Source organism: Lacihabitans lacunae (assembly GCF_042649125.1).
Taxonomy (GTDB): Bacteria; Bacteroidota; Bacteroidia; order Cytophagales; family Spirosomataceae; genus Leadbetterella; species Leadbetterella lacunae.
The window spans coordinates 3,256,848-3,270,397 of sequence record NZ_JBHRYQ010000001.1 but is presented as its reverse complement, the minus strand read 5'-3'; the positions used below and the strand labels follow the sequence as shown (position 1 = coordinate 3,270,397).

Sequence of the window (13,550 nt, the reverse complement as noted above, 5' to 3'; positions counted from 1 at the left end):
CCTGATTTAATTAATCGAAAAAACAGGGATACTTAGCCGGAATGCCTTCGTACAAATTTTTCATAGTTTGGTTATTTAAATCTTTATGAATTATTAAGTCAACTTTGCCACTTTCTAAACCACTTGAGAGTTCAAACATACGGAGGCTTTTGTCTGAACGTTGATTTATAAAACTTTGAGACGAAGTGCCCTTCTTTTTAAACAATATCTTAAAGCTTTGGTCGCTTCTAAGCTCCGATACGTAGCTTTCACCGCTTTGGTAGTTGTTGGTTCTAAACAAATATTTATCCCCGATTTTCTGAATGTAAGCCGACTTGATGCTTTCGGGGCTTATGCCGTCAAGTTGGGTATATGTTTTTTTAGTAAGTATTTTTTTCTGGTCATCATATATGTAATATATCGGAGCAGTATTTTCTGACGAATACGTAGGCAAAAATACATTGTCAACACCAAATGCGTTTATGCCTTGGAAACTTTCGTTTTTTGAAGTCAACGAAATCTCTTTTTTGAATTCCTTTTTGTCTTTTTCAAATGAATATATTGCCGATTCGCTTTCGTTTTTGCCGCTTATGTTAATGAGTAAAAGCAGTCTGTTATCGTTTATTTCTGTGAAATCATTTAAGCCAAGATATTGAATATTTCCCAAATCTGATTGGGTATAATCGCTCACTTGCTCATTTTTTATATTTGCCCAAAATATGGCCCTTTCGTCTGAGTTTGGCTTTCTCAGAAGTCCTATAACGGCGAAGTCTTCTGCTGTTTTAAAAACGGGTTTACTGGTGAGAACTTCCGTATAGTTATTTTTGAAAAATGATTTCAGGACAATGCTTTTTGTTTTTTCTATTTGAAAACCAAGACTATATGTGTCCACTGTAATGTTTCCTGTGATACTGTAAGTGTTGATATAGTAAAAGTGGTTTTTGTCGGAAAATACATTTTCTGTGTTAAATAATGGCGTTTGTTTATTTTCCGAAATTTTATTTCCTGTTTCGTCGGTAGATAAAAATAGGCTTTCAAATTTGTATGGAGAGCTACACTTTTGGCTGAGTTGTGAGCGGTCAAAAGCATTCTTTTGAACCGAAAGAAAGACATTGTTATCGCTTGCTGCCAATATGTAGGCCTGATAATTATATACAGGATCAAATGGCCTTTCTGAGAGTACTTTTTCTTTTAAAATAATATCTCCGCAAGAAGAGCATGAAACGCATATTAAGGCAAATAGCAATAGTTTTTTCATGGTTTAAAAAGAAAATTGGAGGTTAGCAGATGGAATGCTCCAAACGTTTTTTCGGAGTACTGTTTGTATTTTTTCGTCAGCAGATAGTTTGGAATATTCTGATTTTTTGAAGTACCCAAACCAAAGCAGGTTTAACGCAAAACTGTCGGAATTTCCGAAGCGAAGGCCAATGTTAGGTGCGGGTTCGTAATTAAAGGTTTTTCCATTATAATATTCAAAGCTAAACCAAATGCCCGAATAGCCAATGCTTGGTGCCACAAAGCGTTGGCGTTTGTAAATAAGCTGCAAGCCATGTGAAAAAGAATAGTTTTTAGGACGAGGTATATGTGTGGTAAAAATATGGGGAGAAAATCCAAGTCCGAACCCAAGTTCTGTACTCCATGTTTTTTTGTCTAGTATCCGATAGCGGTAGCCCGTGCCAATATACGGAGTGTCGCCCATGGCTTGTAGGTATATTGTGTTTTTGTGCACTCTGGGTTTGGTGTGGACTTTGGGTGGGTGCTCATTAAAGAAAAATTCATCAGAGTTTTTTCTAATTTGCTTAATAAAACCCTTTGGTTTGGCACTAAGGCTGTCTGTGCTTTGGGCCCAAGCGGTGCTTATAAAACAGAAAAAAAGTATGGTTCGCCACATATTCTTTTGGATTTATAGTACCAATTAAACGGTTTTTTGAACAGTTCAAAAATTTAAACTTATTTAAAGGCAATATTTTTTTCACGCTTCTATTTTTGGCTTATTCTTTTTTAATATTTTGCAATACTCCCCAAAAATTCGGAACATTGCTCTCTTATTAGAATTTGAATAGTTTTACATGAGTTTATTTAAAAAATTAGCAGGCGACACCATGCTTTACGGCATGAGTAGCATAGTGGGGCGTTTGTTAAATTGGTTGTTGGTAATTGTTCACACACGGGTGTTTGAGCAGCAAAGTTTGCTTACCGAAAATGCCCAACTTTACACTTGGGTAGTACCACTAAATATCCTGTTTACCTTTGGTATGGAGACCGCCTTTTTTAGGTATGGCTCCAAAAAAGAAAACCAATCCGAGTACTTCAACCTAATCTTAAGCTTCATTATAGTGTTGAGTGTAACACTAGCGGGAGTAATCATCATTTTTGCTACGCCAATAGTTACGTTTCTTAATTTTCCGGGCAATGAACACTTGGTCATTATGTTGGCGATCATTATGGCAGTAGATGCAGTAGCCGCCATAGCGTTTGTGAAACTGAGGGCTCAAAACAAAGCAAAGCGATTTGTAAGCATTAAACTTGCCTGGATTTTTATAAATATCGGACTCAATGTGTTCTACCTAATACTGTGTCATAATATTTTAAAAGGGGCGTTTTTGCCTGGACTGAAGTCTTTTGCCGCTATATTTTATTTGCCATCGGTAGGGCCAGACTATATCATTTGGGCCAACTATGTGGCCAGTCTTATCTGCTTGGGTTTATTGTGGAAAGAGTTTGTAGGCTTCAAGTTTGTCTTTGATTTAGAAAAACTAAAACCGGTACTAAAGTACGCCTACCCACTTATGATTATGGGCTTAGCGGGTTCGGTAAACCTAACGGCCGATAGGCTTATGTTTAGAGGCCTGTTGCCTTATGGCTTTTACCCGGGTTTTGAAGACCCTGACGTGGCCTTTAGTATTTACGCTCAGGTGTACAAACTCTCTATTTTTATGACTTTGGTGGTGCAGGCTTATCGCTATGCAGCAGATCCTTTGTTTTTTGCTAAAATGGGAGATAAAAACTCTCCAAACATGATTGCCCTCAGCACCAAATGGTTTACCATTGCTTGCATAGTTTTGTGGGTAGGGGTGAGTCTTAACTTAGACTGGATTCAACTTTTGATAGGCGAAACCTACCGTTCGGCAGTGTTTATCGTGCCTATTTTGCTGTTGGCAAACTTGTTTATTGGCGTATACGGCAACATGTCTATTTGGTATAAATTATCTGACAAAACCCAATACGGCACCTATTTGACCATCGGAGCCATGGTACTTACGGTAGTGCTAAACCTACTTTTAATACCCACAATGGGCTATTTGGGTTGTGCTATCACGTTTGCCGTTTCGTCGTTTTTGATGGTAGGTGCATGTTATTATTTTGGACAAAAATATTATCCAGTTCCGTACGAGCTTGGTTCTACCATTCTATACCTTTTGGGTGGAGGAGCCTTGATTTTTCTTAATTCCAAAATTCAGATTAGCAACTACGCACTTTCAGTGCCTTACCACCTTTTGTTGTCTGTTCTATTTATTGGGATAATCTACTGGTACGAGTTCAAGATTAAGAAAATGGACCTTAACGCCAACGTAAATTTATAGCAAGGCTTTTATCTTATTGGCCACCTCGGTTAGCTCTTCTTGGGTCATGGTAATTTTTGCTCCGAAATTCATGTCAGCCATGCTGTTAAGCGGGATAAGGTGCACGTGTGCGTGTGGAACCTCAAGGCCTATTACGGCTACGCCAACTCGCTTACAAGGTACCGCTTGCCTGATTGCAGGCTCTATAGACTTAGCGAAAGCCATAAGGCCAGCATACATTTCGTCAGAAAGGTCAAATATATAGTCCACTTCTTTTTTAGGAATCACAAGTGTATGCCCAGGAGCACAAGGAAACACATCCAAAAACGCAAGGAAGTCTTCGGTTTCAGCTATTTTGTGGCAAGGGATTTCGCCATTTATGATTTTCGTAAATATGGTAGGCATTTGTTTGGTGTTTTTTGAAATTGAAAAATATTAGATCAGATATTTATTTTTTTGAAGATTAGAGTTAAGTAAAACTTCCTCTTTTCACAATTAGGGATTAACGTGATATTTACAAATGTTCTATTTTACATTTAAAAAAGAGTTGTTTATGCAACCACCAATTTCTGCTTTAAAAATCGATCCTAGTTTTGCTTCAAATCCTTGATTTAGAATTATAGAATTTGCAGTACTGTATTTCACATTTACCCCTTCGAGAATTTTGTTTTCTTTCCCGGCAGAAATAAGGTTTGAACTTATGAAATCTAAGTTAGTAGGGACGCTATTCTCAATATTTAAACTATCAATACACACAGATATGTATCTAACTTCAGCTCCGTACGTATTATCCATTGCCATAAAGAATAAACTATTTTGGGATGGATGTAATTTCCTGTTCGAGAATATATTTAATTCATTTGTGTTTAACAGTTTTTTTGTCCCTTCTTCAGTTCCATCTGATACCCAAATTGTATTATTGGACTCACCATTGTAGTAGTTATTAGAAAAATATAATCTATTGTTTAATACAGCAAACTCAGTAGCATGAACATTATTTTTAACCAAATTAATTGACTTCCCATTTGTACTAAACAAGGAGAAGTCAGTTCCATCAAAAGCAGTAAAATACAATAAGTTGTTGTATATAGGTAATCCATAACTATTTACAACAGGATAAACTATTGAAGATAAATCGTTTCCAGCTAGCAAATTTGTTCCTTCGAATGTTCCATTACTCACCCAAAATACCATATTGTCAAACTCTTCGTAATAAATATTGAAAATCAATAATGAATCACCTAGGTTCGTTACTGAATAAGGGAAAATATTTCCAGTGCCGATATCAATGTCTTTTACCATTTTTGTTGAGGCCGTGGTACCCTCAGTTACCCAAAGTTCCTTCCCATGCTCTAAGGTTCTCGCAAAGAAAAAAAGTTTATTACCGACCTTTTTAAAATTAGTAGGCTGGGAACCGGTGATTCCAGGGTTAATATCTTTTAGTAGCATGGTTCCTTGTTGAGTACCATCTGTTTTCCATATTTCTTCCCCATAAGTGCCATTTTCAACTACAAAATAAGAGCATCCGTTAAAGGTTGTTGCAGCGTAGCCTACCCCTTGTACATTACTGATTAAATTAACGTTTACACCATCGAATTCCATAATTTTATTTGTATCCATCCATCTTATTTTTCCATTTGTTTCACATAGTTCCGAAACGCTTCTGCCAGAATAAATAAGTTGAAGATTAGAGTTGTGATATTTCCATATTTTGTTATTTAAATTAAAATAAAAATCATTTAGGACTTTTTGTATCCTTTTAATTTGGACAGGATTCTCTCCATAAAATTGAAAAAATAAATCACGATTAGAACTAAGGTCAATTAATGGTTTCGCGACCTTAGTGTCAATAGTTGTTGTCCAATATTGGAATCCATTTAAGTCATCAGAATAACTAAATATCATTATATTATCATTACTAATTACATCAATGAACATTTCATTATATGTTGGCACAGATTTATTTATATCTTTTATAAGCTCAGTAACAACACCATCAGTTTTAAACAATTCTTCACCAGCTAGTGAATCAAAAGCTGAGAAATAAAGGAAGTCTTCTGTGGATAATAAGATTTTTGAGTTTTCTAATTTGCTACTAACTGTATTGGATTCTATTAATTTTGTGCCATTTATGGAACCGTCTGTTTTCCAAAGTCTATTTTTTCCAATTGAATTACTTGAAACAAAGTAAAGGTTGGAGTTAAAATCAATTAAATCTTTAAAGTATGCTCCCTCTTCATCAAAGTTTAAATGATTTAAATGTTTAGTTCCAAGTTCACTGCCATCGCTTGCCCACAATTGATACCTCTCTAGTTCGTCTTTTATTACAAAGCAAACTTTGTTAGTTGAACACTTGTGAAATTTGAAATTATCGATAGAGTAAGTTTGTTCACCGCTAATATTAATGTTTGGGTTGATGTCTTTGACTAATTTAGTTCCTATTTCCGTTCCATCTGTTATCCAAAGTTCTTCACCATGAATACCATCATTGGCTGTAAAATACACAAAGTTGTTTAGAACATAGAGATTTCGTGGGGAACTACTTCCATTAATTAATATGTCCTTTAATATTTTTGTGCCAATTGGTGTGCCATCACTTATCCATAATTCGTCGCCATGAATACCGTCATTAGCAGAAAATATTATTTTTTCGTTTAATTTTACTAGACTCTTTGGTGCACTACCATTAACACCGTCAAATATATCTTTCACCAAATAAGTGCCTTGTGATGTACCATCTGTTACCCACAGTTCTGCTCCAGTTGTTTGGTTATATGATTGAAAATATACCAAATTGCCAATATTTGTTAAATATGTTGGGTTAGAGCCGCCTAGGCCTGGATCAATATCTTTTATCATTCGCGTACCTAAAATGGTTCCGTCGGTAATCCATAGTTCTGCTCCTGTTGCCCAGTTTCCATTTCTAAAATAAAGTTTATCTCCAATAATTATATTGTTTTCTTTGAATTCAGAATAGTACCTTTGGTATGTTGGACTTTCTGGGCCTTCTTCGGTGTCATTTAGTAAAAATGTCCCAGAATCAGTTCCATCAGTAATCCACAGTTCGCTGCCATGAGTGCCATTATCTGCTGTGAATAACAATTTGTTATTAAATTTAATGTGGTGTTTCGATTCTGAACCCCTAGGCCCGGGGTATATATCTTTTAATAAATTAGTGCCTTCTGATGTTCCATTGGTAACCCACAGTTCAGTACCCTCAAAGATTGGATCGTGCCTATAGGCAAAAAAAACAGCATTATTGCCAACATTATATAATTCACCCCAATAATAAATATTTGACTGTGAGCTTGTTCCATGTATGTAATCAATTGAAACCGTATTGGAGGCCAAGCCGTTAGTTTTAAATAATCTTTCAGAACTATTTGAATTTGGAAAGGCAAAAAAGAAAATATTATCATTTGCCTTTAATAGTCTATATGGTTTAGAGCCAGCGTTGTTTTTAATAATATCTTTAACAAGGTCTTGTGAATAAATCAGGTGACAAATATTAAATGTTAGGATCAATATTAAACACTTTCGCATAAAATTTTAATAAAATGATTAATTCCAAATTTAAATTTAATACTTGAAAAAAGATTAAAATTTAATAAAATCTGCGTTAGTAAATTACAAGTGTATGCCCAGGAGCACAAGAAAACACATCCAAAAACGCAAGGAAGTCTTCGGTTTCGGCTATTTTGTGGCAAGGGATTTCGCCATTTATGATTTTCGTAAATATGGTAGGCATTGGTTTGGTGTTTTGTTCGCAATTTAAAGAATGGTCATTTAAAACTAGTAGGCTGTTAAAAAAAAACTTCATTTTTAATGAAAACGATTAATTAGGTTATTTTTTACTATTTTGAAATGAAGTAGCTGTTAATTCAGCCATAAATAATTTGGATTGGGTAATTGAACAAAAAAAGTAAAGGGTCGGCACCGAGCCGACCCTTCGCAAACTTATAATTTTATAGCCCATTCACCCCTCATTTTTCGGCCTAAAAGGGCACTTGCTTCTGCATCATTTTTGAATAATTCTTTCTCTGGATTCCATGCTAGTGGCCTGCCCAGTTGGTAGGCAATATTGGCGATGTTGCACATTGAGGCAGTTCTATGACCCGTTTCTACATCACATATAGGCCTCGAGCGACTCCTCATGGCTTGTAAAAAGTCTTTGTAATGGTTTTCGCTTTTATAAGCATGCTTTTCTTTTTCGTCTATCACTCGGGTGGCAAGTTCTGCAGGGTCGGTTACCAGTTTTTTTCTTTGGACTTTTATCTCACCTTCGGTCCCAATAAAATGAATGGCGTTATTCCACTCCCAAGTTTCATGGCTTACAGTGATGCCGTTTTTGTATTTGAATGTTAAAAACTTGGTTTCATTACCGTCAGGCGGAGTAACAGACATGGGCCCGCTGCTGTCCATGTCTAAAGCCCACTGCACAATATCAAACATGTGTGCTCCCCAGTCTGTGACCATGCCGCCACCAAATTCTCTATAAAGTCGCCAGTTGGGAAATACATCTTTGGTTATGGGAGGTGCCAATTCTGCGTTAAAAGCTACGGGCTCGTTTGGCCCTAGCCAGAGGTCCCAGTCGAGGCCTTCGGGTATGGTTTCGGCAGGTAGGTTGTATTTTACAGGTGGCTTTCCTACGTTTACTTTTATGTGTTTTATTTCTCCGATATAGCCATTTCGGACCAACTCGGCTGTTTGTCTAAACTCCGGCCACGAGCGTTGCATGCTTCCGGTCTGAAAAACTCGGTTGTATTTTCTGGTGGCATTTACCATCGCTCGGCCCTCTTTTACGGTAAGCGAAAGCGGCTTTTCGCAATAAATATCCTTTCCTGCCTGTGCGGCTTTAACGGCCATAACTGCATGCTGATGGTCAGGCGTAGCGATTACCACAGCGTCTATGTCTTTTCTACTTAGGAGTTCGCGGTAGTCATTATAGACGGCTATCTCGGCGGATTTGCCTAGGGCTTCATTTTTTTCATATATGTCTTTGATGCGTCCGAGCATTTGATCGGCTTTGGCCTTATATACTTCGCTGATAGCATTTATGCGGCACTCTCCCGTCAGGAGGAATGAGTTTGCAAGGCCTTTTGCTTGCTTACCTGTGCCTATAACGCCCAAATTTATAATGTCGCTAGGTGCTTTAAAAGGGACGCCGAAAGCATTTTTGCCACCTAAAACATGGCGAGGAACAATCATTAATCCGCCAATGGCAGCAGCAGCCTGCCCGATAAATTTTCGTCTATTTTGTGTTTCTTTTTTCTTCATTTTCTATGGTTGAATATTAGATTATGAAGTTAGGAGAAAAAAGGGAAGTCAACAAAAATAAATGCGTAATTGGCTTTCTGAAATTGGATTAATATTTTTTTGATTTCTATTAAGATTGTGGTTTGGTGTTTTAATTCTAAATCACACAAACCCCTTTATACTTAGTGTGCCGTTTTCTCTTTGGAAAATGGGCATAAGCGTTTGGTTACCTTGGTTTAGGGTGCCGAAATAATAATGGCTGTAGGACTTGATTTTCATCTTGAGTAAATCAGGAAATTGTGCTTTTAACAAAGCCGGGATTTCTCTGTTTGACTGAACTACATGTTTCGGAACTATGATTCTGGCCATGATATTGACGATTTAGAAGGTAAAAACTTGCAAGCGTATTTAAATAAAAAAAACTTGTGAATGGGTTTGCTCAATAACAAGCAAACCCCATAATGCTTAATGTTCCTTTTTCTCTTCTTAATATGGGTGTCAAGGTTTGATAGTCACCTTTGTTGGTGTCATAAAAATTATGACTAAACGAACTTGAACTCTCTGACGATAAATCAGGAAAGTGATTTTTTAGCAAAGTGGTAATCTCATGATTTGACTCTACTAAATGCTTCGGAACAATGATTCTGGCCATGACTTTGTGATTTTTAAGTTTTTATTTGAAAGCAAGCCACTTGTTGGTCTTTAGGTACTTACAAGTGCTTTTTTGTTAGTCAAATGTATGTTAAAAACTCAATGCTAAAAAATATTGCTCTGTTTTGCTAATATTTTGAGCAAGGTAATCTTTGGAAATCATAAGTCATCTGAGCTTAAGGTGAGTATCGCAGGTAGGATTTTGAGTTTTGTCTTATATTCTAAAAGTTTCTGATCTTCTTCAACTCCGCATGAGGGATCGTCGCGGAGCTCTTTGGGGCCTGGCTTTTGGCCGGACACAAAAGCGGGAGCAGAGAGCCCGACCCCGCCATATGTAGCGATAGCGGAATGTGGCGGGGGCATGCCCACAGATTTCTCAGAAAAATATACTAAATTTGCACCTCAATTTTCTACAAGATACGATGAAGAATAATCCGAAAAGATATACCGTTACTGCTGCCTTGATATATGCCAATGGCCCGATTCACATTGGCCACCTGGCGGGGTGTTATTTGCCTGCTGATATTTATGTGCGATACTTGAGGCTGAAAGGCAAAGATGTGGCGTTTATTAGTGGTACAGATGAGCACGGTGTGCCGATTACCATTAAGGCTAAAAAAGAGGGTACTACGCCGCAGGCTGTGGTGGACAAATACTACGGGATAATCAAAGATTCGTTTGAGCAGTTTGGGATTTCGTTTGATATTTACTCGCGTACCTCTAGTCCGGTGCATCACAAAACATCTCAAGATTTTTTTACGACGCTTAACGACAAGGGTTACTTTGACGAAGTGGTGACGGAGCAATATTTTGATGAGACGGCACAGCAGTTTTTGGCCGACAGATATATAGTAGGGGAGTGCCCGGTGTGTCACAATGAGGGTGCCTACGGCGATCAGTGTGAAAAGTGTGGGTCTTCGCTTTCGCCTACGGAGTTGATAAATCCGAAGTCGACGATATCGGGTGCTAAGCCGGTTATGAAGGAAACAAAAAACTGGTATTTGCCCCTTGATAGAATGCAGCCAGATATTGAGAAATATGTGAACAGCCACCCTGAGTGGAAGCCTAATGTGTTTGGGCAGTGTCAGTCGTGGTTAAAGCAGGGCTTGCAGCCTAGGGCCATGACGCGTGACTTAGACTGGGGCGTAAAAGTGCCAGTAGAAGGAGCAGACGGCAAGGTGCTTTATGTGTGGTTTGATGCTCCGATTGGCTATATATCGATGACCAAAGAATGGGCTACGCAGACGGGTAAAAACTGGGAGGACTACTGGAAATCAGAAGACACCAAACTGGTTCATTTTATAGGTAAAGACAATATCGTGTTTCACTGTATTATTTTCCCTGCCATGCTGATGGCGGAGGGGAGTTTTATATTGGCCGACAATGTGCCTGCAAACGAGTTTATGAATCTCGAAAACGATAAGATTTCTACTTCGAGAAACTGGGCGGTTTGGCTACACGAATACTTGGAGGAGTTTCCGGGTAAGCAAGATGTGTTGCGATATGCCTTGGCTGCCAATGCTCCTGAGAGTAAAGACAATGATTTTACTTGGAAAGACTTTCAGACCAAAAACAACTCGGAGTTGGTGGGTATTTTTGGAAACTTTGTGAACCGTACGGTGGTGTTAACCCAGAAGTTTTATGATGGCAAAGTGCCTGCAAGAAACGAGCTGCTAGAGGTAGATGAGCTTACGCTTAAGGCATTGGCTGAGTTGCCTTGTCAGGTGTCTGACGCCATGAAAAACTATAAGTTTAGAGATGCCTTGGCGGGTATGATGGAAATAGCTCGACTGGGCAATAAATACTTGGCCGAGACGGAGCCTTGGAAAGCCATAAAAGTAGACGAAGAGCGTGTAAAAACGATCATGAATATAGCGATGCAGATTACGGCTACGCTGGCTGTGGTGGCGGAGCCATTTTTGCCTTTTACTTCTCAGAAATTGTATGAGCAGCTAAGAATGAGCGAGTGGTCGCTTAAAGGAGAAAGTGGTAAAGCAGAGTGGAGAGATGCCGGAAACGCCGACCTTGTGCCTGTGGGTTTAACTATAGGTGAAGGAACATTGCTTTTTGAGAAAATAGAAGACGAAACGATTAACAATCAAGTACAAAAATTATTGGACGCAAAGCGTATGAACGAACTAGAAGGAAAAACGGTAACACCGATAAAAGAGAATATTCAATTTGATGATTTCGCAAAATTAGACCTTAGAATCGGGACTATTTTGGAGGCTGAGCCTGTGAAAAAAAGCAAGAAGTTGTTGAAGTTTTTGATAGACGATGGTTTAGAAAAACGGACGATCTTGAGCGGAATAGCAGAACACTTTAACCCCGAAGGGATGGTGGGCAAGCAGGTTACGTTTGTGGCTAACTTGGCTCCAAGGCTGATGATGGGCATAGAGTCTCAGGGTATGATTTTGATGGCGGAAGACAAAGACGGCTCTCTGGCACTTTTGCAGCCTCATAAGGAGGTATGGAGCGGTGCAGGGGTGAGCTAAGAATGATTTATTCATGCTCAAAGGGCATGTTTAGAATAAGATATTAGGAAGAAAATCAAGCATAGATTCGAAGGCGATTATTTTAATGCCAACGATAAAATGCTTGATTTTTTTTTGAAGTTTAAAGTAATAATCCGTGCATAAGAATTTACCCCTGATTAGAGATTTGTTCGCTAATCAGGGGTTTTGTTTAAAAGTATTTAACGGTTAGTTCTATCAGTTTAGACTTTAGGTTGCCGTAGGGCGGCATCAGCAGTTCTAATGCACCCGGAATATGCTGTTTGTAAATAGCCCTTGCGTTTGAAAACTCCAGAAATCCAAAATGACCGTGAGACTTGCCTAAGCCACTGTTGTTTGAGCCGCCGAATGGCAGGTCGTTGTTGAAAAAATGAAGGGCATTGTTGTTTATACAGGTTCCTCCTGCTCGGGTGTTATCTAGGAAATACGCAATGTTTTTAGAGCTTTTGCTGAAAATATACAATGCCAATGGCTTTTCTCCTGCGTTTATATGTTTTACTACCTCGCTTTGGTTTTTATAAGTTACGATTGGCATTATCGGACCAAAGATCTCTTCGGTCATTACCAATGAGTCTGGCGAGCAGTTTTCTAGTATTGTGGGTGCTATGTAGTTTGCTGCCTCATCTGAGGTGCCACCGGCGGTTACCGTTGCTCCTTTTGCTACGGCGTCTGCAATCATGTTTTTTAGCCTTGCCGTATGGCCTTTGTTTACGATATGGGTATAGTCTTCGGATTGACTCGGTTGGCTACCAAAAAACATTTCAATGGTCTTTTTGGCTTCTTCCACAAACTGGTCTTTTACGCTTTCGTGCACAAAAATATAGTCAGGGGCTATGCATATTTGTCCCGAATTGAAATATTTTCCCCATGATATTCTTCTTGCAGATGTTTTGAGATCTGCGGTTTCATCTATAATGGTCGGAGATTTTCCTCCAAGCTCAAGTGTTACTGACGACAAGTTTTTTGCCGCTGCGGCCATCACTATTTTACCCACAGCAGGCGACCCCGTAAAGAATATGTGATTAAAAGGCAAAGACAATAGTGCGGTAGATTCTTCGACGGCTCCTTCTATCACCGCGATTTCGTTTTTGTCAAAAATAGCCGATATCATTTCGTTTATAACCCCGCTTGTGTGTGGCGTCATTTCTGAGGGTTTTATTATGGCTGTGTTTCCAGCCGCAATAGCAGAAACCAAGGGCCCCAAACAGAGGTTGATAGGGAAGTTCCATGGCGAAATAATCAAGCAAACGCCTTTTGGCTCATATTTTATTTTAGAAGAAGACCCTAAAAACGAGATTGGCGTAGGCACTTTTTGGTCTCTCATCCATTGCCCTAGGTGGTGCAGCGTATGGTTGATTTCGTTGGTGACCACAAAAATCTCCGAAAGGTCTACTTCTTCTTTAGATTTATGGAAATCTTTCCACATGGCTTCTTGAAATGCCTTTCGGTAGGTTACTTCCACAGCCTTTTTAAGCATTTTAAGTTTCGTTTTTCTTTCCGAAACTGTACTAGCCCCTACCTTATATTGGTTTTGTTTTTGAGCTTCAAAAATTGAATTGATTTCCTGCGTATTCATTTTTTATTTAGG

11 protein-coding genes and 1 pseudogene are annotated in these 13,550 nt (G+C 38.5%); 2 read left to right on the top strand and 10 right to left on the bottom strand.

Annotation, left to right across the window (positions count from 1 at the left end):
* Positions 1-10: 10 nt before the first annotated feature.
* Together ACFOOI_RS14230 and ACFOOI_RS14225 are read right to left on the bottom strand one after the other, a co-directional pair.
* Positions 11-1,237 (bottom strand): hypothetical protein, encoded by a 1,227-nt coding sequence (locus ACFOOI_RS14230; protein ID WP_379838665.1) that lies wholly within the window; start codon positions 1,235-1,237, stop codon positions 11-13.
* Between the two features lie 3 nt (positions 1,238-1,240).
* Positions 1,241-1,870 (bottom strand): hypothetical protein, encoded by a 630-nt coding sequence (locus ACFOOI_RS14225; RefSeq protein WP_379838664.1) that lies wholly within the window; start codon positions 1,868-1,870, stop codon positions 1,241-1,243.
* A 178-nt stretch (positions 1,871-2,048) separates the two neighbouring features.
* Here ACFOOI_RS14225 and ACFOOI_RS14220 point away from each other — a divergent pair, with 178 nt between their 5' ends.
* Positions 2,049-3,563, top strand: a complete 1,515-nt coding sequence (locus tag ACFOOI_RS14220) for a lipopolysaccharide biosynthesis protein (protein ID WP_379838663.1) — start codon at positions 2,049-2,051, stop codon at positions 3,561-3,563.
* Here ACFOOI_RS14220 and ACFOOI_RS14215 read toward each other — a convergent pair.
* The 7 genes and pseudogenes from ACFOOI_RS14215 to ACFOOI_RS14185 form a co-directional block, all read right to left on the bottom strand.
* Positions 3,558-3,947 (bottom strand): HIT family protein, encoded by a 390-nt coding sequence (locus ACFOOI_RS14215; RefSeq protein ID WP_379838662.1) that lies wholly within the window; start codon positions 3,945-3,947, stop codon positions 3,558-3,560. The genes ACFOOI_RS14220 and ACFOOI_RS14215 overlap by 6 nt on opposite strands.
* 120 nt (positions 3,948-4,067) lie before the next feature.
* Entirely contained in the window at positions 4,068-7,085 is a 3,018-nt protein-coding gene (locus tag ACFOOI_RS14210; protein ID WP_379838661.1) for a 3-coathanger stack domain-containing protein, read from the bottom strand.
* An 82-nt stretch (positions 7,086-7,167) separates the two neighbouring features.
* Positions 7,168-7,290 (bottom strand): annotated as a pseudogene (locus ACFOOI_RS14205) (HIT family protein); the annotation flags it as partial.
* A gap of 209 nt (positions 7,291-7,499) precedes the next feature.
* Complete coding sequence (locus tag ACFOOI_RS14200; RefSeq protein ID WP_379838660.1) at positions 7,500-8,819, bottom strand: Gfo/Idh/MocA family protein; 1,320 nt, start codon at positions 8,817-8,819, stop codon at positions 7,500-7,502.
* Positions 8,820-8,960: 141 nt separating this feature from the next.
* Positions 8,961-9,167, bottom strand: coding sequence for a hypothetical protein (locus ACFOOI_RS14195; protein ID WP_379838659.1), 207 nt, complete (start codon positions 9,165-9,167; stop codon positions 8,961-8,963).
* A gap of 70 nt (positions 9,168-9,237) precedes the next feature.
* Positions 9,238-9,450, bottom strand: coding sequence for a hypothetical protein (locus ACFOOI_RS14190; protein WP_379838658.1), 213 nt, complete (start codon positions 9,448-9,450; stop codon positions 9,238-9,240).
* A 158-nt stretch (positions 9,451-9,608) separates the two neighbouring features.
* Positions 9,609-9,812, bottom strand: a complete 204-nt coding sequence (locus tag ACFOOI_RS14185) for a hypothetical protein (protein WP_379838657.1) — start codon at positions 9,810-9,812, stop codon at positions 9,609-9,611.
* Positions 9,813-9,871: 59 nt separating this feature from the next.
* On the opposite strand from ACFOOI_RS14185, the gene metG reads away from it, so the two are divergent.
* Positions 9,872-11,944 (top strand): methionine--tRNA ligase, encoded by a 2,073-nt coding sequence (gene metG, locus ACFOOI_RS14180; RefSeq protein WP_379838656.1) that lies wholly within the window; start codon positions 9,872-9,874, stop codon positions 11,942-11,944.
* A gap of 190 nt (positions 11,945-12,134) precedes the next feature.
* Here metG and ACFOOI_RS14175 read toward each other — a convergent pair whose 3' ends face one another.
* Positions 12,135-13,538 (bottom strand): aldehyde dehydrogenase family protein, encoded by a 1,404-nt coding sequence (locus ACFOOI_RS14175; protein WP_379838655.1) that lies wholly within the window; start codon positions 13,536-13,538, stop codon positions 12,135-12,137.
* Between the last annotated feature and the right edge of the window lie 12 nt (positions 13,539-13,550).

Excerpts from the sequence above, each read along its gene's own strand:
- ACFOOI_RS14230 (WP_379838665.1), bottom strand. The coding sequence starts at position 1,237 with ATGAAAAAACTATTGCTATTTGCCTTAATATGCGTTTCATGCTCTTCT.
- ACFOOI_RS14225 (WP_379838664.1), bottom strand. The coding sequence starts at position 1,870 with ATGTGGCGAACCATACTTTTTTTCTGTTTTATAAGCACCGCTTGGGCC.
- ACFOOI_RS14220 (WP_379838663.1), top strand. The coding sequence starts at position 2,049 with ATGAGTTTATTTAAAAAATTAGCAGGCGACACCATGCTTTACGGCATG.
- ACFOOI_RS14215 (WP_379838662.1), bottom strand. The coding sequence starts at position 3,947 with ATGCCTACCATATTTACGAAAATCATAAATGGCGAAATCCCTTGCCAC.
- ACFOOI_RS14210 (WP_379838661.1), bottom strand. The coding sequence starts at position 7,085 with ATGCGAAAGTGTTTAATATTGATCCTAACATTTAATATTTGTCACCTG.
- ACFOOI_RS14200 (WP_379838660.1), bottom strand. The coding sequence starts at position 8,819 with ATGAAGAAAAAAGAAACACAAAATAGACGAAAATTTATCGGGCAGGCT.
- ACFOOI_RS14195 (WP_379838659.1), bottom strand. The coding sequence starts at position 9,167 with ATGGCCAGAATCATAGTTCCGAAACATGTAGTTCAGTCAAACAGAGAA.
- ACFOOI_RS14190 (WP_379838658.1), bottom strand. The coding sequence starts at position 9,450 with ATGGCCAGAATCATTGTTCCGAAGCATTTAGTAGAGTCAAATCATGAG.
- ACFOOI_RS14185 (WP_379838657.1), bottom strand. The coding sequence starts at position 9,812 with ATGCCCCCGCCACATTCCGCTATCGCTACATATGGCGGGGTCGGGCTC.
- metG (WP_379838656.1), top strand. The coding sequence starts at position 9,872 with ATGAAGAATAATCCGAAAAGATATACCGTTACTGCTGCCTTGATATAT.
- ACFOOI_RS14175 (WP_379838655.1), bottom strand. The coding sequence starts at position 13,538 with ATGAATACGCAGGAAATCAATTCAATTTTTGAAGCTCAAAAACAAAAC.